This window comes from Pseudomonas sp. Ga0074129, from assembly GCA_001465025.1.
GTDB lineage: Bacteria > Pseudomonadota > Gammaproteobacteria > Pseudomonadales > Pseudomonadaceae > Aquipseudomonas.
The window spans coordinates 22,716-43,465 of the sequence record LNDO01000076.1 but is presented as its reverse complement, the minus strand read 5'-3'; the positions used below and the strand labels follow the sequence as shown (position 1 = coordinate 43,465).

General features: G+C 59.8%; 15 protein-coding genes and 1 pseudogene. 11 read left to right on the top strand and 5 right to left on the bottom strand.

Features of this window, described 5'->3' with window-relative positions:
- The first annotated feature begins 51 nt into the window (after positions 1-51).
- The 10 genes and pseudogenes from thiC (at position 52) to AUK77_RS09405 (ending at position 11,376) form a co-directional block, all read left to right on the top strand.
- Positions 52-1,904: pseudogene (thiC, locus tag AUK77_RS09450) on the top strand (phosphomethylpyrimidine synthase ThiC).
- Positions 1,905-1,993: 89 nt separating this feature from the next.
- Entirely contained in the window at positions 1,994-2,593 is a 600-nt protein-coding gene (locus AUK77_RS09445) for an NUDIX domain-containing protein (RefSeq protein WP_296128693.1), read from the top strand.
- Positions 2,584-3,039, top strand: a complete 456-nt coding sequence (locus AUK77_RS09440) for a DUF1249 domain-containing protein (RefSeq protein WP_296128690.1) — start codon at positions 2,584-2,586, stop codon at positions 3,037-3,039. Before AUK77_RS09445 ends, AUK77_RS09440 begins: the two co-directional genes overlap by 10 nt.
- A gap of 170 nt (positions 3,040-3,209) precedes the next feature.
- Positions 3,210-4,031 carry a 3',5'-cyclic-AMP phosphodiesterase gene (gene cpdA / locus AUK77_RS09435; protein ID WP_296128689.1) on the top strand — a complete coding sequence of 274 codons (822 nt, stop codon included), beginning with the start codon at positions 3,210-3,212 and terminating at the stop codon, positions 4,029-4,031.
- A 121-nt stretch (positions 4,032-4,152) separates the two neighbouring features.
- On the top strand, positions 4,153-4,764 hold the full coding sequence (locus AUK77_RS09430; protein ID WP_296128687.1) for a YqiA/YcfP family alpha/beta fold hydrolase: 612 nt from the start codon (positions 4,153-4,155) through the stop codon (positions 4,762-4,764).
- Positions 4,765-4,779: 15 nt separating this feature from the next.
- Positions 4,780-6,684, top strand: coding sequence for a DNA topoisomerase IV subunit B (parE, locus tag AUK77_RS09425; protein ID WP_296128684.1), 1,905 nt, complete (start codon positions 4,780-4,782; stop codon positions 6,682-6,684).
- Positions 6,684-7,667 (top strand): esterase-like activity of phytase family protein, encoded by a 984-nt coding sequence (locus AUK77_RS09420; protein ID WP_296128682.1) that lies wholly within the window; start codon positions 6,684-6,686, stop codon positions 7,665-7,667. The genes parE and AUK77_RS09420 overlap by 1 nt, the downstream gene beginning before the upstream one ends.
- Positions 7,664-8,218 (top strand): TIGR02281 family clan AA aspartic protease, encoded by a 555-nt coding sequence (locus AUK77_RS09415; protein ID WP_296128679.1) that lies wholly within the window; start codon positions 7,664-7,666, stop codon positions 8,216-8,218. The genes AUK77_RS09420 and AUK77_RS09415 overlap by 4 nt, the downstream gene beginning before the upstream one ends.
- A 7-nt stretch (positions 8,219-8,225) precedes the next feature.
- Positions 8,226-10,454, top strand: a complete 2,229-nt coding sequence (gene parC / locus AUK77_RS09410; protein WP_296128677.1) for a DNA topoisomerase IV subunit A — start codon at positions 8,226-8,228, stop codon at positions 10,452-10,454.
- Positions 10,455-10,668: 214 nt separating this feature from the next.
- Positions 10,669-11,376, top strand: a complete 708-nt coding sequence (locus AUK77_RS09405) for an ABC-type transport auxiliary lipoprotein family protein (RefSeq protein ID WP_296128674.1) — start codon at positions 10,669-10,671, stop codon at positions 11,374-11,376.
- A gap of 41 nt (positions 11,377-11,417) precedes the next feature.
- Here AUK77_RS09405 and AUK77_RS09400 read toward each other — a convergent pair whose 3' ends face one another.
- Complete coding sequence (locus tag AUK77_RS09400) at positions 11,418-12,950, bottom strand: AhpA/YtjB family protein (RefSeq protein WP_296128671.1); 1,533 nt, start codon at positions 12,948-12,950, stop codon at positions 11,418-11,420.
- A 172-nt stretch (positions 12,951-13,122) separates the two neighbouring features.
- Between AUK77_RS09400 and serB the strand changes: the two genes are divergently transcribed.
- Positions 13,123-14,337, top strand: a complete 1,215-nt coding sequence (serB, locus tag AUK77_RS09395; RefSeq protein ID WP_296128668.1) for a phosphoserine phosphatase SerB — start codon at positions 13,123-13,125, stop codon at positions 14,335-14,337.
- A gap of 55 nt (positions 14,338-14,392) precedes the next feature.
- Here serB and AUK77_RS09390 read toward each other — a convergent pair whose 3' ends face one another.
- The 4 genes from AUK77_RS09390 to AUK77_RS09375 form a co-directional block, all read right to left on the bottom strand.
- A complete protein-coding gene (locus tag AUK77_RS09390; RefSeq protein ID WP_296128665.1) occupies positions 14,393-16,462 on the bottom strand; it encodes an EAL domain-containing protein in 2,070 nt (689 codons plus the stop codon).
- A 63-nt stretch (positions 16,463-16,525) separates the two neighbouring features.
- Positions 16,526-18,328 (bottom strand): molecular chaperone, encoded by a 1,803-nt coding sequence (locus tag AUK77_RS09385; RefSeq protein ID WP_296128663.1) that lies wholly within the window; start codon positions 18,326-18,328, stop codon positions 16,526-16,528.
- Between the two features lie 235 nt (positions 18,329-18,563).
- Entirely contained in the window at positions 18,564-19,424 is an 861-nt protein-coding gene (asd, locus tag AUK77_RS09380; protein ID WP_296128661.1) for an archaetidylserine decarboxylase, read from the bottom strand.
- 40 nt (positions 19,425-19,464) lie between these two features.
- A complete protein-coding gene (locus AUK77_RS09375) occupies positions 19,465-20,280 on the bottom strand; it encodes a rhodanese-like domain-containing protein (RefSeq protein WP_296128659.1) in 816 nt (271 codons plus the stop codon).
- Positions 20,281-20,750: the final 470 nt, after the last annotated feature.

Sequence of the window (20,750 nt, the reverse complement as noted above, 5' to 3'; positions counted from 1 at the left end):
TTCATCCCTTGCAGGTTCACTCCGACATTCAGCCCTGGAGAGAGCCCGCCGATGAGTGCACAACAACAAAAGAACCTGAGTGAAAGTGCTCAGGTCGACCAGCAATCCATCCAACCCTTCCCGCGTTCGCAGAAGATCTATGTGCAGGGTTCGCGCCCTGATATTCGCGTGCCGATGCGTGAAATCAGCCTGGATGTCACGCCCACTGACTTCGGCGGCGAGATCAACGCCCCCGTCACCGTGTATGACACATCCGGCCCCTACACCGACCCGAATGTGGCCATCGACGTGCGCAAAGGCCTGGCCGATGTGCGCAGCGCCTGGATCGAAGACCGTGGCGACACCGAGAAGCTGCCGGGGCTGAGCTCTGAGTTTGGCCAGCGCCGTCTGGATGATGCCGAGCTGTCTGCCATGCGCTTTGCCCATGTGCGCAACCCGCGTAAAGCCAAGGCGGGCAAAAACGTCAGCCAGATGCATTACGCGCGTCAGGGCATCATCACGCCCGAGATGGAATACGTCGCCATCCGCGAAAACATGAAGCTGGCCGAAGCCCGCGAGGCCGGTTTGCTCAAAGCGCAGCACGCTGGTCACAGCTTTGGTGCCTCGATCCCGAAAGAGATCACCGCTGAGTTTGTCCGCGAAGAAATCGCCCGTGGCCGCGCGATCATTCCGGCCAACATCAACCACACCGAACTGGAACCGATGATTATCGGCCGTAACTTCCTGGTGAAGATCAACGGCAATATCGGCAACTCGGCGCTGGGCTCGTCCATTGAAGAAGAAGTGGCCAAGCTGACCTGGGGCATTCGCTGGGGTTCGGACACGGTCATGGACCTGTCCACCGGCAAACACATTCACGAAACCCGCGAGTGGATCATCCGCAACTCGCCCGTGCCGATTGGCACCGTACCGATTTATCAGGCGCTGGAAAAAGTCGGCGGCGCGGCCGAAGAACTGACCTGGGAGTTGTTCCGCGACACCCTGATCGAGCAAGCCGAGCAGGGCGTGGACTACTTCACCATCCACGCCGGTGTATTGCTGCGCTATGTACCGATGACCGCCAAGCGCGTCACCGGCATCGTCTCGCGCGGCGGTTCGATCATGGCCAAGTGGTGCCTGGCGCACCACAAAGAAAACTTCCTCTACACCCACTTCGAAGACATCTGCGAAATCATGAAGGCCTACGACGTCAGCTTCTCGCTGGGCGATGGCCTGCGTCCAGGCTCGATTGCCGATGCCAACGACGAAGCGCAGTTCGGTGAGCTGGAAACCCTCGGCGAGCTGACCAAGATCGCCTGGAAGCATGACGTGCAGACCATGATTGAAGGCCCCGGCCACGTGCCGATGCAGTTGATCAAAGAGAACATGGACAAGCAGCTGGAATGCTGTGACGAAGCGCCGTTCTACACCCTCGGCCCGCTGACCACTGACATCGCGGTGCGGCGATGATCGGCTGGTTCGGTTGCGCCATGCTCTGCTACGTCACGCCTAAGGAGCACCTGGGCCTGCCGAACAAGGATGACGTGAAGACCGGCATCATCACCTACAAGATCGCCGCCCACGCGGCCGACTTGGCCAAAGGTCATCCGGGCGCGCAGATTCGTGACAACGCCTTGAGCAAGGCGCGCTTTGAATTCCGCTGGGAAGACCAGTTCAACCTCGGCCTCGACCCGGACACCGCGCGCAGTTATCACGACGAAACGCTGCCCAAAGACTCGGCCAAGGTGGCACACTTCTGCTCCATGTGCGGGCCAAAGTTCTGCTCGATGAAGATCACCCAGGAAGTTCGCGTCTATGCTGAAGAGCAACGCATCGCCGCACTCGACCTGGATGCCGAGGCGGGCATGCAAGCCAAGGCGGAGGAGTTTAAGGCGCAGGGGTCACAGCTCTATCACAAGGTGTAATAGAGAGCCTGCTGCCCCCTGTTTCGGGGCCGCATAGGATGTCACCAGGACGGGCCTTCGGGCCCGTTCCTGTTAATTAGGGGGGCGTTATGCAACGAGAAGATGTTGACGTAATCGAGCGTGAGGTCTGCTTTCGCGGCTTTTATAAGCTCGATCGACTGCGCCTGCGTCATCGCCAATTTGCCGGTGGCATGGGGCCTGAGCTGAGCCGCGAACTGTTCGTGCGCCATGATGCCGTGTGTGTGCTGCCCTATGACCCGCAACACGATTGCGTGGTGTTGATTGAGCAGTTTCGCATCGGTGCGCTGGATAAAAGCGCGAATCCCTGGCTGCTGGAGCTGGTCGCCGGGCTGATAGATAAAGACGAAGTACCGGAAGAGGTAGCCCGCCGCGAAGCGTTGGAGGAAGCCAATCTGCAACTGACCTCGCTGTGGCCCATTACCCAGTATTACCCTTCGCCCGGCGGCTCCGATGAGCGCGTGCACTTGTATGTGGGCCGTTGCAGCAGCGAGGGTGTGGGCGGTGTGTATGGCTTGGCAGAGGAGGGTGAGGACATTCGTGTACACGTCTGGTCTTTGGCCGATGCGCTGGCAGCCGTGAAGGATGGGCGTATCGACAATGCGGCGAGCATCATTGCCCTGCAGTGGTTGGCGCTGAACCGTGCCGAAGTGCGGGGGTTGTGGTCGTGAACCTGTTACGCGAGCGCTACCGGGTCGATTTGGTCGAACTGCAAGCTGCTTGCGAAGCCAACTATGCGCGGCTGATGCAACTGCTCCCGGCAATGCGTGAGGCGGTAGGTGCGCAGCGGCGTGTCGCCTTGAGTCAGGGCGAGCATGCATTGGGTGTGCTGGCGCTCGAGGTGCTGGAAACCTGCCCCTATACCTCGACCCTCTCTGTGCGTCAGGAGTTCAGCCTGCCCTGGTTGCCGGTGCCGCACATGGAGGTTCGCGTGTACCATGATGCGCGCATGGCCGAAGTGATTGGTGCGCAAAGCGCGCGGCGCTTTCGTGGGGTCTATCCCTATCCCAGTGCAGACATGCATCAGCCAGATGAGAAGACGCAACTCAATCTGTTTCTCGGCGAGTGGCTAAGCCATTGCTTGGCGTGTGGGCATGAACCGATGCCGGTTCGCTAACCCTTTTTACACCTCCACCCGCTAGCACGACAGTCCTCGTCTATACCCGGCAGCAAGCCGCGACATCCACGCAATTACCGCCGACGTTCTGTGATGCAATGCGCGTTCGCGGGTTTACCGCACGCACGACTAGCCAGCATAATCCGAGCATTCCGCTCAAGGAGACGGCCTTGCCGAGCGCGCTGACTGAAACCACTGCTGTTGATGGCTCGGTACTGCTGGTGCAGTTATCCGACAGTCACCTGTTTGCCGATGCAGCGGCCAAACTCTTGGGGATGGACACCCAGGACAGCTTGCAGCGTGTGATTGATCGTGTGCTGCTTGAGCAGCCGCAGATTGATCTGATGCTGGCCAGCGGCGATCTTTCCCAAGACGGCAGCGCCGAGTCCTACGAGCGCTTCCGCGACATGACCGCCATCATCCCTGCGCCTGCGCGCTGGTTCCCCGGCAACCATGACGAAGTGCCCGCTATGCAGGCCGCCTGTGCGGGCAGTGAGCTGCTGGAACCGGTGGTTGACCTCGGCAATTGGCGCGTGACATTGCTGGATTCATCGATCCCAGGTGCGGTGCCGGGCTTTCTCAGTGACGAGCAATTGGCCTTGTTGGAGCGCGCCCTGAGCGACGCACCGGAGCGGCATCAACTGATTTGCCTGCATCATCATCCGGTGTCCATCGGCTGCAAGTGGATGGAGCCTATTGGCTTGCGCAATGCCGATGCCCTATTTGCCGTGCTGGAGCGTTTCAGCAATGTGCGGGCGGTGCTTTGGGGGCATATCCATCAAGAGATTGACCAACAGCGCGGGCCGATTCGCCTGCTCGCATCGCCCTCAACCTGTGTGCAGTTCGCGCCGGGTAGCGACGAGTTTCAAGTGGATAAAACCGCGCCGGGTTATCGCTGGTTGCGCTTATTTGACGACGGTCGCCTAGAAACCGGCGTGTCGCGGGTAACCGGCATCGCATTCGACATCGACTACACCATTAAAGGCTACTAAGGCCTTAAAACGCCGCAATCCACAAGCCTGAAACCGCGCGTACCAATCTTGTGCGGTTGTGCGGTGGGCCTGGTGCTTGAAGCTTGCAGTCTGGCGCTCTTGGCTTGTAGCCTGCCGCCCTATGACTCAGACCATTCTTTATCTCCACGGGCTTAACAGCTCGCCCGCATCGCTCAAAGCCAGCCAGTTGCAGCGTGCCATGGCGCACCTCGGTTTGGCTGAACAGTTGCGAGTGCCCGCGTTGCACCACCAGCCGCGCTTGGCCATCGCTCAACTCGAAGCGTTGATCGCCGAACTGGGGCGGCCTGTGCTGGTGGGCAGTTCGCTGGGCGGCTACTATGCCACCCACTTGGCAGAGCGCTATGGCTTGCCGGCGCTGCTGATTAACCCCGCCGTGCGCCCCCATCTGCGTTTTGATGGCTATCTGGGCCCGCAAAAGAACTATTACAGCGATGAAGCCTGGGAGCTGACGACTGACCACGTCACAGCCTTGGCCGAGCTGGATGTACCGTGCTTGCAGAACCCTGCGCGTTATCAGGTATGGTTGCAGACCGCTGACGAAACCCTCGACTACCGTGATGCCCAGGCTTTTTACCGGGCTTGCGCGCTGCGTATCCAGGCCGGCGGCGACCATGGCTTTCAGGGTTTTGCCGAGCGCCTGCCGATGCTTTTCGCTTTCGCCGGTATTCCTCGCCATCTGTGGCAGGATATCGACTTTTCCGCTCTCAATTGACGAACAAGAGACCCCATGGCCCAGCAAGGTTCTAGCTCTTACAACGCCGATGCCATCGAAGTCCTTTCCGGCCTCGACCCGGTGCGCAAACGCCCGGGCATGTACACCGACACCAGCCGGCCCAACCACTTGGCTCAGGAAGTCATCGACAACAGTGTCGACGAAGCACTGGCCGGGCATGCCAAATCGATTCAGGTGATCCTGCACGAGGACAACTCCCTGGAAGTGCTCGACGACGGTCGCGGCATGCCGGTGGACATTCACCCCGAAGAGGGCGTGCCGGGGGTTGAACTGATCCTCACCAAGCTGCATGCCGGCGGTAAGTTCAGTAACAAGAATTACCAGTTCTCCGGCGGCTTGCATGGCGTGGGCATTAGCGTGGTCAACGCCTTGTCGACGCGCGTGGTGGTCACCGTCAAGCGTGATGGCAGCGAATACCAAATGAGTTTTGCCGACGGTTACAAAGCCAGCGACCTGGCGGTGATCGGCTCGGTGGGCAAACGTAACACCGGTACCAGCGTGCATTTCTGGCCTGATGCCAAGTACTTCGACGCCTTCAAGTTCTCCGTCAGCCGCCTCAAGCACGTGCTCAAGGCCAAAGCCGTGTTGTGTCCGGGGCTGTGCGTTAGTTTTGAAGACAAAGCCAGTGGCGAGAAAGTCGAGTGGCTGTATGAAGACGGCCTGCGTTCTTACTTGGTGGATGCGGTCAGTGAATTTGAAAGGCTGCCCAATGAACCCTTCTGCGGCAGCCTGGCGGGTAATAAAGAGGCAGTAGATTGGGCGCTGCTGTGGTTGCCGGAAGGCGGCGATGCGGTGCAGGAAAGCTACGTCAACCTGATTCCCACGGCGCAGGGCGGCACCCACGTCAATGGTTTGCGCCAGGGCCTGCTGGATGCCATGCGCGAGTTCTGTGAGTTTCGCAGCCTGATGCCGCGTGGCGTCAAACTCGCTCCGGAGGATATCTGGGAGCGCATCGCTTTTGTCCTGTCGATGAAAATGCAGGACGCGCAGTTCTCCGGGCAGACCAAGGAGCGCCTGTCGTCGCGCGAGGCGGCGGCGTTCGTCTCCGGCGTGGTCAAAGATGCCTTCAGTCTGTGGCTCAATGCCCACCCTGAAATGGGCCAGCAGCTTGCCGAACTGGCGATCAGCAACGCCAACCGCCGCCTCAAGGCCGGTAAGAAAGTTGAGCGCAAACGCATCACCCAAGGGCCAGCGCTGCCGGGCAAACTGGCCGACTGCGCCGGGCAAGACCCGATGCGCTCTGAACTGTTTTTGGTGGAAGGCGATTCCGCCGGTGGTTCGGCCAAGCAGGCGCGAGATAAAGAATTTCAGGCGATCCTGCCGCTGCGCGGCAAGATTCTGAACACATGGGAAGTCGATGGCAGCGAAGTGCTGGCCAGCCAGGAAGTGCATAACATTGCCGTGGCGGTTGGCCTCGATCCTGGCTCTAGCGACCTCAGCCAATTGCGTTACGGCAAGATCTGCATTCTGGCGGACGCCGACTCCGACGGCTTGCACATTGCCACCTTGCTTTGCGCGCTGTTCGTCCAGCATTTCCGCCCGCTGGTGGATGCGGGCCACGTTTACGTGGCGATGCCGCCGCTGTACCGCATCGACTTGGGCAAGGAGATTTTCTATGCCCTCGATGACGGCGAGCGCGATGGCATTTTGGATCGTCTGGTGGCCGAAAAGCGCCGGGGCAAACCGCAGGTCACGCGCTTTAAAGGCCTGGGCGAAATGAACCCGCCGCAACTGCGTGAAACCACCATGGACCCGAACACCCGCCGTCTGGTGCAACTGACCCTGGAAGACTATTCGGGCACGCAGGAGATGATGGACATGTTGCTGGCCAAGAAGCGCGCAGGTGACCGTAAGTCCTGGCTGGAATCCAAGGGCAACCTGGCGCAGGCGCTGCTCTGATGCGACGTTTGGTAGCTGCTTGCCTGCTGCTGTTTACGCCGCTGCTGAGTGCGGCCCCGGTGCAAGAACAGCTCAAGCTGCTCAGCGAGCAAGCCGTTAGCGGTATTGCGGGTGGCAACCTGTCCGGTTTGGCTTGGTGTGATGGTGCGTTATGGGCCGTGTCGGATCGCGACGATCGGCAGCTTTACCGCCTGAGTGCTGAGCCAACCCACTGGCAGGCTACGGCAGAAACCTTTGTTGCGCCGCCAGCGCCGCCTGTGGGCTTGCCCTGGGGAATGCGCATGCGTGACTGGGTGGCAGGGCTGGTGCGGGGCGGCGAGTTTGATTTCGAAGGCATCAGCTGCGATGCCGCCGGCAATCGTTATTTGGTTAGCGAAGCCAAGGCAGGCGTTTTGCAGTTGCCGGTGGTAGGTGAACCAAGCTGGTTGAAGTTACCGAGCAATTTAGTGCGTCAGGCGCGGGCCAGCGGCATGCTGCTGCATTCCAACTCGCTGTTTGAAGGTATAGCGGTTGATCCATCTGGCGAGCGCTTGTACCTGGCGGCTGAGCGTATGCGCCGTGGCCTGCTAGTAGCCCACAAACGCGGCAGTGTGTGGCGTTGCAATGGCAGCTGTGTGCTGTTCAGCGAGAGCGGCCGTGAAGCGGGGCCAGAAGCGCTCAACAGCACCCCGCAGCCGCGTGATTTTTCCGGGCTGGCCTTTTATAACGAAAAACTCTTCACCCTTGAGCGCCAGGCGCACCGTATTTGCCGACGCAGCCTGACCACGGGTGCGGTTGAGCGTTGCTGGTCGTTTGCTGCCGAAGCGCTGACATCTGAGCGGCTTTATCCGCCGTCTTATGGCATGGCCGAAGCCTTGTGGGTTGATCAGCGTGGCGCGTGGATCGGTGTCGATAACGGCCACTTCAGCCGTGCTGATGGTGAGTCGCGGCCAATCATCTGGCATTTCGCCGAGCCTAAAGGCGGTTGGGGCCTGAAGCCGTGAGTGAGCAGCCGGCGGGTAAGCGTGCTGGGCGGGTGATGCTGGTGCTCGCCTGGGCGGCTGCCTTACTGCTCGCCACTCGGTTTTTCGGTGATTGGGAAGATGCCCAACGTAACCCCAATCGCAACCCCCAGTCTGAGCATGGCAATGGTTACATTGACGTGCACTTGGCCAGCACGCGGCAGGGGCATTATGTGGCCGATGGGGCGATCAATGGCCAGCCGGTTACTTTCTTGCTCGACACGGGCGCGACCCAAGTGGCGGTGCCGACCGCTGTGGCTCAGCGGCTGGGGCTGCAGACGGGCGCGGCGATTCTGATCAACACTGCCAACGGCCGCGCCACAGCCCACCGCACGCGCCTAAATCGCCTGCAGGTAGGCGATATTGTTCTGACTGATGTTGACGCCCTGATCGCGCCCGGCATGGACGGCGATGAGGTTTTGCTGGGTATGAGCGCCCTTAAACAGCTTGAATTTTCGCAGCGCGACGGCGTCTTGCAGCTGCGCCAGTCGACCGCGACGCAACCCGTTTCGCAGCCATCCACTTTGCAATGAGGCACGCATGAGCGACTCCCTCGATTTGAGCCTGGACGGCGTTGAACGCCGTTCTCTTGCCGATTTTACCGAGCAGGCTTACCTCAACTATTCCATGTACGTGATCATGGATCGCGCGCTGCCGCATATCGGCGACGGCCTCAAACCTGTGCAGCGGCGCATCATCTACGCCATGAGCGAGCTGGGCCTGGATGCCGACTCCAAGCACAAAAAATCCGCGCGTACTGTCGGCGACGTACTCGGCAAATTCCACCCGCACGGCGACAGTGCCTGCTACGAGGCCATGGTGCTGATGGCGCAGCCGTTCAGCTACCGTTACACATTGGTCGATGGGCAGGGCAACTGGGGGGCGCCGGATGATCCTAAGTCCTTCGCCGCCATGCGCTACACCGAGGCGCGCCTGTCGCGTTACTCAGAGGTGCTGCTCACCGAGCTGGGGCAGGGCACTGTGGACTGGGTGCCGAACTTTGACGGCACCATGAATGAGCCGGCCACCCTGCCAGCGCGCTTACCCAATTTGCTGCTCAACGGCACCACCGGCATCGCCGTGGGCATGGCCACTGACGTGCCGCCGCATAACCTGCGTGAAGTGGCTGCGGCGTGCGTCCGCTTGCTTGATCAGCCGGATGCCACGGTCGAGCAACTGTGCGAACACGTGCTCGGCCCGGACTTCCCAACCGAGGCGGAAGTCATCACCCCGCGCAGCGACCTGCTGAAAATTTACGAAACCGGCAAAGGTTCGGTGCGCATGCGCGCCGTGTACCGCATGGAAGATGGCGACATTGTCGTCACCGCGCTGCCGCATCAGGTGTCGGGGGCCAAGGTGCTGGAGCAGATCGCCGCGCAGATGCAGGCCAAGAAGCTGCCGATGGTGGCCGATTTGCGCGACGAGTCGGACCACGAACACCCGTGCCGCATCGTCATCATCCCGCGTTCCAACCGCGTCGATGCCGACGAGCTGATGACTCACCTGTTCGCCACCACCGATCTGGAGTCCAGCTACCGGGTCAACGCCAACGTGATTGGTCTGGACGGCAAGCCGTCGGTGAAGAACCTGCGCACCCTGTTGACCGAGTGGTTGGTGTACCGCGTCAACACGGTGCGGCGCCGTTTGCAATACCGCCTGGACAAGGTGGAGAAACGCCTGCACCTGTTGGACGGTTTGCTGGTGGCCTTCCTCAATCTGGATGAAGTGATTCACATCATCCGCACGGAAGATCAGCCCAAGTCGGTGCTGATGGAGCGTTTCGGCCTGACCGATGTGCAAGCCGATTACATCCTCGACACCCGTTTACGCCAACTGGCGCGACTGGAGGAGATGAAGATCCGTGGCGAGCAGGACGAGCTGGCCAAAGAGCGCGCCAAGCTGCTGGCCCTGCTCGGCAGCGAAACCAAGCTGAAGAAGCTGGTGCGCGACGAGATTATTAAAGATGCCGAAACCTATGGCGATGACCGCCGCTCGCCTATCGTAGCCCGTGCCGAAGCCCGCGCCCTGAGCGAAACTGAGCTGATGCCGACCGAACCGGTGACAGTGGTGGTGTCCGAGAAAGGCTGGGTGCGTTGTGCCAAGGGTCACGACATTGATGCGACGGGCCTGTCGTATAAAGCCGGTGATGGCTTCAAGATCGCCGCGCCCGGGCGCTCGAATCAGTACTATTCGCTGGCGGCGCACACGCTGCCGTCTGCGCGCGGCCAGGGCGAGCCGCTGACCGGCCGTTTGACCCCGCCGCCGGGAGCGACCTTTGAATGTGTGCTGTTGCCGGATGACAGCGCGTTGTACGTGATTGCCTCCGATGCCGGCTACGGTTTTGTGGTTAAGGGTGAAGACCTGCAGGCCAAAAACAAAGCGGGTAAAGCGCTGCTCAGTCTGCCGGCCGGTGCCCAAGTCGTGCCGCCCAAACCACTGGGCAGTCGTGAAGACGACTGGTTGGCGGCGGTGACCACCGAAGGCCGTTTGTTGCTGTTCCCCGTGCGGGATTTGCCGCAGCTGGGCAAGGGCAAAGGCAACAAGATCATCGGCATTCCCGGCGAGCGGGTGGCCTCACGCGAAGAGTACCTGACCGATCTGGCCGTGCTGCCGGTCGGTGCGACCCTGGTGCTGCAAGCGGGTAAGCGTACCTTGTCGCTCAAAGCCGATGACCTGGAGCATTACAAAGGCGAGCGTGGCCGTCGTGGCAACAAGCTGCCGCGCGGCTTCCAGCGTGTCGACAGTCTGTTGATCGAGGTGCCGGGCTAAAATCTGGCTTAACACGCGTTGATCCGGGCGCAGTCGATTGCCGAGAGGTGACGACTGCGCTTTTGCGTTTACGCCGTACGCTTGCCTGCGCGCGAAGGCGGCGCTGGACTGGAGTCGTGTGTGGCTTTCAAGGATGATACGCGGCCGATACAACACGACAGCCCGCTGACCAATGGCTGAGTACACCGGCAGAACTGCCGGTTGGATGACTAAAATGACCGCTCTGCGTTTCCCCCTTATGTTGCTGTTGACGGCGCTGTTCAGCCTGACCGGTTGCACCCGTCATCAGCCGGTGCCGCTGTATCAACTGGACAGCGGCGCCATTGGCGTACCTGCTGCCGAACAAGGTATTGCCGTGCTGTTGGGGCCGGTGGCTATTGCCGACTATTTGCAGCGCGAGGCCCTGTTACAGCGTCAGGCCGATGGCAGCCTGACACCCGCCGAAGATGGGCGCTGGGCCGGTAGCCTGGCGGCCGATCTGGATCAGCAGTTGCTGCGTCAACTGGCTGCGCGACTGGACAGCCAGCGCTTGGTGTTAGCGCCCGCCGCCGCAGGGTTTGTGCCGCAGGTACGTGTCGGCTTGTCGATCACGCGTCTGGATTCCGGCCCGCTGCGCCCTGCGGTGCTGGAGGCGCAGTGGCGATTGAGCGGTGCTGATGGCAAGTTGCTGGACGGTCGGTTGGTGCGTTTGGAAGAGGCGCATAACGGCACGCTGGTTGATCAGGTGCGCGCGCAAAGCCTTGTGGTGCAACAACTGGTTAAGCAGATGGCCGAAGCGGTGCAGGCGCATCACGCGACGACTAAGGTGGCCAGGCCTGAGCCGGTGCGCAAACCTGCGCCGGCTAAACCCGCGGCTCCTGCCGCTCCGCGCATCCCCGTTGTTGAGCCTATGCGCGGCGAAGGCGAGGTGTTCCGTTTCTGAAGGTCGACTGTCCCGCACCAGGTGGTAACGGGACAGGCTGATTAGTGATTGTCGTGCATGCGCGCCAGTTGGCGTTCTAGCAACGAGGGGTAAGGCTCCAGCAAGCGCTCAACGCAGCAGGCACCTTGTGGGCTGGCGATGGCGCGAATGCGCGCACGCTGGCTGACCAGCGCATCGTCGGCAATGCTGCGTTCGACCAACAGCAGGTTGCGGCTGTGCAGCGACAGGGACAGCGCGCTTTGTGCGGTTTCACTCAGCAGCAGATCGCCTTGGCTGAGGCCGTTGAGCTTCTCGCCCAAGGTCAGCCCCAGTTGCAATTGCAGGGTAATGCCGCTGTCTGCCACATCAATTTGCAAGGCGTGGCCCAGTGCGCGCATCAACTCGCCGCAGCAAATGGCGTGGGTCAGATAGTCTTCGCCAATCGTCTGTTCGTGGAACAGCATCAGGCTACTGCCATCGCTCAGGGTGTGTAACTCGCCCTGATAGAGCTTGGCGGCCTTGTCCAGGCAATCGCGGTAGTTTTCCAGCAGTTCCAGCAGGCGTGTTCGGGGCAGGCGGCGCAGTTGTTCCTGTGCGCCGAGCTGGATGGCCAGTACGGCGCTGGGTCGCGCGGGCTGAGCGAGTGGCGGCGCAATCAGCGGTTCATGCTCACTGTCATCACGCAGCTCGGAAAAGGGGTCGTCCAGGTTGTCGTCGGTGAGGGCTGAGGTGCGGCTGCGCGGGGCGTCGTCACGTTCGTCTTCATCAGCGTAATCTTCGTGCAAATCGCGCACGCTAAAGCCTGGCTCGTTATCGAATGACTCGGGCAGGTAGTCCTCGTCGTCCTGCTCGCGCGGCTCATCGTCGAAGAAGGCTTCTTCGACTGGCTCCGGCAGCGGCTTTTCCGGCACCAGACGGGCTTGCAGTTGGCGCGCCAGATCGCCGATCTCATCTTGTCGGCCCGCACCGGGAGCCGGATCGTCTGGGTCACGCAGCCAAACACGCAACTGCAGCAGTGGGGTGGAAATATGCCGCCCCAGTCGCATGCTCAAGGACAGGGTCAGGGCCAGCAAAATCAGGCTGAGAATGCCCATGCTCTGCAAGCTGATGGTCATGGGCTGTTGGAACTGTTGCATGTCCAGGCTGATGCGCAGCTGTCCGGCTATCACTTCTTGAAAGGTGATCGGTGTCGAGTACAGCCCCTCGGTCTCGCCGAGCATGCTTTGGGTGGGGCGCGAACCGGCTTCAGCGAGGATGCGGTTATCCACGCTGTAGATGGCGGCGTGGGCTACCAGCGGGTTCTTCACCAAGTTGTTGAGCAACACGTTGAGGCTAAGGATGTCGTTGGACACCAGCAACTCAGTGGCAGAGGTCGCAGTTTGGGTAATCAGGCTGGTGCCCAGCGCCTCAGCTTGCTGCTGCATGGCGTGTTTGAACTGCATGCCGATTACCCAGCCATAGATGACCAGCGCCAGCGCCACCAATAACAGGCTGTGGCTGACAATACGCAGGGCAAGCGGAATGCGCCGTTGACGCAGGGCCTGGAACAGCAAGAGGAAGAAATTATCGGGCTTTACGGGGGCGGGCCGGTTCACAGAGCTCGGCTCTTGTCGACTGAGTAGGCGCGCAGTATAGCGGCGCACCGACAGGGGGCAAAGCGCTGTGCGTGGCTGTTTACCGCTGAAAATGGGTAGAATGTGCGCCTTTCCACGGCCTGTGACCCGCTCATCTGGCTGTTGCCCCTGACGCTGTACTGGAGACCGAGCCTTGCGCGAAATCGTCCTGATCAATATCACCGGCGAAGATCGCCCCGGTTTGACTGCTGCCATCACCGGCGTACTGGCCCAGGGCGGGGTTAATATCCTCGATATCGGCCAGGCCGTCATCCACGACACCCTGTCATTCGGCATCCTCGTTGAGATTCCTGACACCGAACGCGCCTCTTCGGTGCTCAAGGACATCCTCTTCACCGCTTACAAGCTCGACCAGCAGGTGCGCTTTACGCCTGTCTCGGAGACGGATTATCAGCAATGGGTCAGCGGTCAGGGCAAGGCCCGGCACATCGTCACCCTGCTGACGCGCAAGGTCACAGCCGAGCAGTTGCAGCGTGTAAGTGCGATTACTGCGCGTTATGACTTGAACATCGATCATATCGATCGCCTCTCCGGGCGCATGCCGCTGGACATGCCGGCCGAGCAGGGTAAGGGTTGCATCGAGTTTTCCGTGCGTGGTGAACCCGCTGATCCTGCCGCTCTGCGCGCCGAGTTTCTCAGTGTGGCGCAGGAATTGAACGTCGATATCGCCTTCCAGCGTGATTCGCTGTTCCGCCGCAACCGCCGACTGGCGGTGTTCGACATGGACTCGACCTTGATCGAGGCCGAAGTGATCGACGAGCTGGCCAAGGCCGCGGGCGTCGGTGAGCAGGTTTCCGAGATTACCGAGCGTGCGATGCGCGGCGAACTGGACTTTGCCGCGAGCTTTCGCGAGCGCTTGGCGCTGCTCAAGGGCTTGCCAGAAACGGTATTGGCCGACATTGGTGCTTCGCTGCGCCTAACCGAAGGCGCGGAAACCCTGTTCAGTGAACTGCGCCGCTTGGGCTACAAGACGGCCATTTTGTCGGGTGGCTTCACTTACTTTGCTAAGCAACTGCAGGCCAAGCTAGGCATCGACTACGTGTTTGCCAATGAACTGCAGATTATCGATGGGCGAGTTACGGGTGTTGCCGTCGAGCCGATTGTCGATGCTCAGCGTAAAGCCGATTTGCTGCGCGAGTTAGCGGCCAAGGAAGGGTTGCGGCTGGAGCAGACTATTGCCGTGGGCGATGGCGCGAATGATCTGCCGATGCTGGCGATTGCCGGCCTCGGCGTGGCTTTTCGCGCTAAACCGCTGGTCAAACAGTCGGCTAAGCAGGCTATTTCTACCTTGGGGTTGGATGGCATTCTTTACCTGCTGGGCTTTCGTGATCGAGACGGTCGCGAGTAAAACATCTGGCATGAAAAAGCCGCTCAATTGAGCGGCTTTTTAGTCTCTGGCGCTATCACTCGTCGTCGGCGGCGAAGTCGTAGTCCATCGACTGACTCGGGCCTTGCAGATAATGGCCCTGGATGTAGTTGACCCCCGCTTGCCAGAGAGTTGCCAGTACGCTGGCGCTTTCTACAAAGGGCACGATCGTCAGCTTGGCTTGTGAGTGCAGGCTTGCCAGCAGGGTTTTCAACGCTTCCTGACTCTCGGCGTTGCTCAGGTCTTGAGAGAACGAGCTGTCGACTTTTACGAAGTCGATATGCAGGTGCTTGAGCGTGTTGAACGGGTTCAGCGAGCAACCGAATTGGGTCAGCGCAGACTTGCAGTGCAGTTCGTTTAAGCCTTGGGTGATGGCCTTGGCCTGCTTAAGGTAGGCAATGGCATCGGGTTCACTGAACTGGAAGACCAGCGAATCAGACGGCAGGCGCGCCGCTTTGAGCGCCACGCTGAGCCAGGGCAGCAAGGTTTGATCCTGCAGGCTGGCGCTGGACAGGTGGACGAACAGGCGTGTGTTGTGGCCCTTGCTGCGATGGTCGGCCAGCAGTTTGATCGAATTGAGGATGACCCAACGATCAATCCGCTCCGCCAGGCCGGCGTCTTTGGCGGCGCTGAACAGCTCGGTAGGCGGTATTTCTTCACCTTGCGGGTTGACCAGGCGCAGCAGGGCTTCGTAATGCTCGAAGCTGTCGCCGCGCAGGCTGATGATCGGTTGGAACAACAGGCGGAAGCTGTTGTTTTCCAGCGCCTGCTTGATCATCGCCACAATGTTGCCACGGCTGGCTGCCGCGGCCAGTTCGTCGGCCGGGTTGAACAGTTTAATGGCATTGCCATCGCTCAGTTCGTCAGCGCAGCGGTGAGCGCGATCAACCACTTCCTGCGCTTTGGCAGTTTTCTCGTTGAGCCCGGCGACACCGATCGACAAGCTGCTTTGCACGGTGCGGCCGCTGACATCGAACAGGTGCCCTTCGACTTTTTTCAGCAGGCTGGTTAACTGCTCGCGCGTACTCTCCGGGCTGATGCCAGGCAGTAGCACAGCAAACACGTCATCACCAAAGCGTGCGAGCTGAGCGTCGGCGTTGAAATAGCTGCGCAGCAGGTTAGCCAGGTCGGTGAGCAGAATATCAATACCCGCCAGGCCAATATCAGCCAGCAGGCTGGCGTAGCGATCGACGCGGATGTAAGCCAGTGTTGACGGCTGACCTGCATTGACAGCGCGTTCGGCGGCGCTGTCCATCAACTCGAGGAAGTGGGTACGGTTGAACAGGCCGGTAACAAGGTCCTGGCTGCTGATCTCGCGCAGCTTTTCTTCGAGTTCGGCATTGCCGGTTTCAGCACGAATTACCACCTGGATGCACGGTTCGCCGTCATAGGTGGCCGGGGAGAAACTCATTTGTGCCGGGAAGCTCTGGCCATTGGCCCTCACGCCGTTGCAATGCAGTTCGGCATGGCCCTCGGCGCTGTGGTAGTTCTTCAGAAAGTCTTTGAAGCTGGCCTGGTCACTACTGCCGATCAAATCGATCATCGGCATGCCTTCCAGCTCATCGGCATCTTCATAAGCGAAGAGTTCGAGGTAGGCGCGGTTGGCGTAGATATGCATGCCGTCGTGGACGTAAGTGATGGCATCGACGGAGCTATCGAGCAGCAACTGGCAGCGTTTCTCGGCTTCACGCAGCGCCACTTCCGAGGCGCGGCGGGCGCGGCGTTCTTCCAGGTTGGCCAACTCACGCTTGGCCACCAGAATCAGTCGCTCGTCTTCACCTTGCGGCAGAGCATCCAGGGCACCGAGTATCAGGGCTTCAGTGATGCTGTCCGAGTCGTTATCGGCGAGCAGTTGAATCACCGGAATATCTTTGGCCTGGCGGCGAATCGCACCGATGGCTTCGCTCGGCGGCAGTTGCTCGCTCTCAGGGGCGCAGATCAGCAGGTCCCAACTGTGCTGGAGGGCTTCGTTGAGGTCGTCGCTGGAGGTCAGGCGATGCACACGGGTAGCCCGGCCGGCGTTACGAAACAGGCTAACTAGGCGTTCAGCCTCGTTTTGCGAGTCTTCGAGAATCAGTAGCCGAATGGTTTTTTTTTCAATGGCCATGTGCGATATCAGATCTGCGCCGAACGGGCGCGAAAAAGCGACGAAAGGGAGTGCGTCGGCAATCTACAGCGACTTCCACAGTGAGTCAAAGTCTTCCTCCCCGCTGGGCGCGCGGGTTTTCGCGGCTGTGACGGGCTTCCCGGGATCGGAGACGACCTCGCCAACACTGCGGTATTCGAACTGATTAAAGCTGCCGGTGCTGGTTTGCCTGCGGCTCAGCACAGCACGGTGTTCGCTGCCGTTGAGGTTGATGCTGACCTTGTTGCCCTCCTGAAAGGGCAGCCTGGCGGTAATGACGCTGGCTGGCCTGGATATGGCGCTGATTTCTGGCAGCAGCAGGGCGCGCAGGTACTGACTGTTCTGCTCGGCCTTGCGCACTAGCTGCAAGCCGCAGGCCTGGGCGTGCGGTGCGATTAACTCGATACCCATTTGCGTACCGCCGCCCCGTACTTGGCGAATCCAGCGTACAACGGCCACGCTCCAGCCTTGTTTGGGCATGCTTTTAATGCCGAGCAGTTCGCCCGCCTGCAGCTGGCTGGGTACTTCTTTGGCCCATGACAGGCAGTAACCGCCAGGGCTGATGTTGACGATTGCCACGTCAAAAATTGGGTAAGTATCCGCGCTGCCGTTGCCTGCAGGGGTGTTCTTGTCGGCTGAGGCGTATTGGATTTCCTCAAAGGGCATGCCATGTTCCCAGAGGTTGGCTTTTTGCGCGTCAAAGGCGTTGGACCAGACATCCGGCGCTCCCGTATCCGGTTTGAAAACGGCAGCATTGGTGGTCGCGGGCAGTTGCAGGACTTCATTAAAAGGACGTTTGCCGGCCAAGTGGAAGTGCAGGGCGCTCATGCCGATGCAGAGTGTCAACGCGCCTTGACCCTGACTGCGCTGGAAGGTGCGTTCGGCAATGTCACCCCAGGCGGCGGCGAGGTGCTGCAGCATGTCTTGGCTAAAGCCTTCAGGCACCAGCAGGCGCGACTGTATTTTGTTGTCGGCCGCGAGCAGCAAGTGCTCTTTGATGGCGTCGACCAGCCTGCTAGGGTCAATACCCACGGCGTTGATGAGTTCATTTGGGCCGAACAGCGAAATATAACGCGGTGGGCCGTCGAATTGCGGAGCAACGGCGAACAGGCTGGATGCCTCATCGCCTGCTTGGAGAGTCGCCAGAGCGCTCCATGGCTCAAGCACTTCTGCCAATCGTGCAATGGCGCTTTGGCGCATTTGATTGCAACGGGCGCAGCCCAGCAGGAGTGCTACTAAATAGCTTTGTTCTGTGCTCAGGCCTAGGGTGTGTAAGGCTTGCGGATCTCGAATGATGATGGTGTGCAGGCTGCGTGATCGCGCCATTTGATAGAGCTGATGCAATTCGAGCCAAAGACCTTCGGGCACCGGGCAATACAGTTGGCTCGCGCGGATCAGCGGGCCGCACAGGCTGTGCGTCGCGCGTTGCAGGGCGACTGCGAGCAGCTGATTACGCTCACGACCGTCTTGCGCTGACAGGCGCGCGACAATCAATTTGTAGCCAATTGCCAAATGGTTTTGCAGGGCCTGGCAAAGGTTGGCCACTTTGCGCGGGCGTTCATCCAGCACGATGGCCTGATTGAGAAAGTGTTTTTCCAGTTGCTTACAAACGAAATAGATATCTGGGCGCAAGATCTCCAGAAGCTGCAGGCGATTCTCTGATGGGGTCTTGAGTTGGTTGAGTTCAACCAAGGCTTGATAGAGCTGGCGTGCGGTTTCGCCGATATTGGCTTTTGGCAGGCCGTCGACCCATTTTTTCAAGTCGCGAGGGCTGGCATCGCAGAATGACAGGCCTTGCTTGTCTGGCGTAGTGACCCGCAATAGCAAGTGAGGATTCTGTTTATCCATCTAAATCGGCGACTCCAACACACAAGGCAAGGCGGGTGAATCTAGGTTTTATGTTTCGACTCTAGCAGCATCTTGAGCCCCCCGCAGCTTTGAGCAAGGCTCATATACATGCCTAAAGAAGGGGGAAGGTGTGAAAGAGACTTAGGCTAGGACTGTTTGCCCGCCGACAAGGTTCAGCGGATTACTAAAAAGCGACACCCACAGCTTCAGCTAAGGGCGCCGCCGGGCTGTGATATCAGGCGCGAGGGTCGCCCAAGCGCTGGCCCATCTGCACTGGGCTGTTGGCAGTCAGCGTTTCGGCCCACTGCACTTGGTCAGGACCGAACAGCACAATGGCGGTCGAACCCAACTTGAATCGACCCATTTCAGCCCCTTTGTCCAAGGTGATGGGGGCGCGCGCTGCTTCATCGTAATTGAATGTTTTCAGGGTGCGCTTGGGCGGGGTAACCAGGCCAGCCCAGACTGTCTCAATGGAGGCAACGATCATTGCGCCCACCAATACCACCGCCATCGGACCACGCTCGGTATCGAATAGGCACACCACGCGTTCATTGCGAGCAAACAGCTCTGGCACATTCTCCGCCGTGGTCTGGTTGACGGAGAACAATCGGCCCGGCACGTAGACCATCTCACGCAGGGTGCCGGTCAGGGGCATGTGCACCCGGTGGTAGTCTTTGGGTGACAGGTAAATGGTGGCGAAATCGCCGCCCATAAAGGCTGCGGCGCGCTGGCTGTCGCCGCCGAGTAACTCAATCACGCTGTAGCTGTGGCCTTTAGCCTGAAATACACGGCCTTGCTCAATCTTGCCCAGTTGGCTGACAGCGCCATCGGCCGGGCACAGTACGGCGTTCGGCGTGCCGTCGAGGGGGCGGGCGCCTTCTTTCAGTGCGCGGGTGAAGAAGTCGTTGAAATGGGCGAAAGCGCTGAGGTCTTCGACTTGTGCTTCGCTCATGTTGACTTGGTACTGCTTGGCAAACCAGCCGATCAGGCGGTTCTTAAACCACGCCGCCTTGCATTCAGCTGCGCAGCCAATCAGGCGCGAGAGCAGGTGATGCGGCAGCAGGTATTGGCTGAGGATAAACAGTCGATCTTTCATGGGTAGTCCTTTGCGAGAATGTCGGGCGGTCGGCAGAGGTTTAACGTTCAACTGGAGTGTCTGGGTGGTTGCCCCATTCGCCCCATGAGCCGGCATACGCTTTTAGTCTGGGGTAGCCGAGTGCTTTTGCGACCAGGTAGGTAAAGCCTGAGCGGTGATGCGTTTGGCAGTGAGTGATGATTTCCTTGTCTGCCGTGATCCCCAAGGCTGTGAGCTGCTGCTGTATGTCCAGGCGCATGCGCATGGCGCGCTGCGGGTCCATGCCGGCTGTCCACTCAAAGTTAACTGCGCCGGGAATGTGGCCAGCTTTCTGCGCAAGCACTTTTTCACCACGGTATTCAGCCGGTGAGCGGGCATCCCAAATCGCCAGATCAGCGGTGCCCAGGCGCGCCTGGAGGTATTCACGAGTGGCCGTCGGCGCTTCATTCAGGGTCAATTGGCAGCGGGCATCGTGTTCGGCGGGCACCTCAGTGCTCAGCTTAAGCCCCTCGTCAAGCCAGGCATGCAGGCCGCCATCAAGGCAGTGGTAGCGTGTGTGACCAATCACATCCAGCAGCCAGATGAAGCGTCCGGCCCAGCCGCCCCCTTCATCGTCGTACAACACGTACACGGCGTTAGGGTTGTGGCCCAATGAACCGAACAGTTGTTCGAGTTGAGCGGTGCTTGGCAGCAAGCCAGGCGCAGGCGGTATTCCCAGTTGTGTGCGCTTGGGGTCGACAAAGCGCGCCCCCGGAATATGCCCTGAGCCGTAGCGGGCCTCACTGGTCAGGTCGACCAAGATCAGTTCCGGTTCATCAAGACGACTGGCCAGTTGGACGGGTTCGATCAGCAAGGGCAATTCAGCAAAGGCAGACATGCCGGGCCTCTCTTGTAGGTAGAAAAGACCGATTGTAACGCAGCCTTAGCGCCCCCGGCTGGCAAAGCTGGCCTGAATGTTGGCATCACTAAATGCACTGCCGTTGTGGTCAGCAAAGATCAACATGACCACGCGGTTATTCGCTGCCAGCGAGCGGATCAGCAAGTGCTCTCTGGCAGCTTTTCATTAGCAGTCTTTCGAAAATCGGCTTCCGGCTGCCCAACACAAAAAAGCATCAAGATGCTCACATGTGGCTTGTAAATGACAATTTACGCTATCAGCTGACTATCTAGTCTAAGTTTTCAACGGGCTGAGTAAGTGAGCGGCTGAGCTGAGCGCGCTGTGCCATTTATCGCGAGGCCGCCCCTTTAGTTGTTTGCGTTTCACCGAGCATTCTTTCCTCAAGTTCCATGGTGAACATTTGGTACTGTGATTCATTGTTCTTGGCTTGAGTTTCTTTGGTCTGCGTG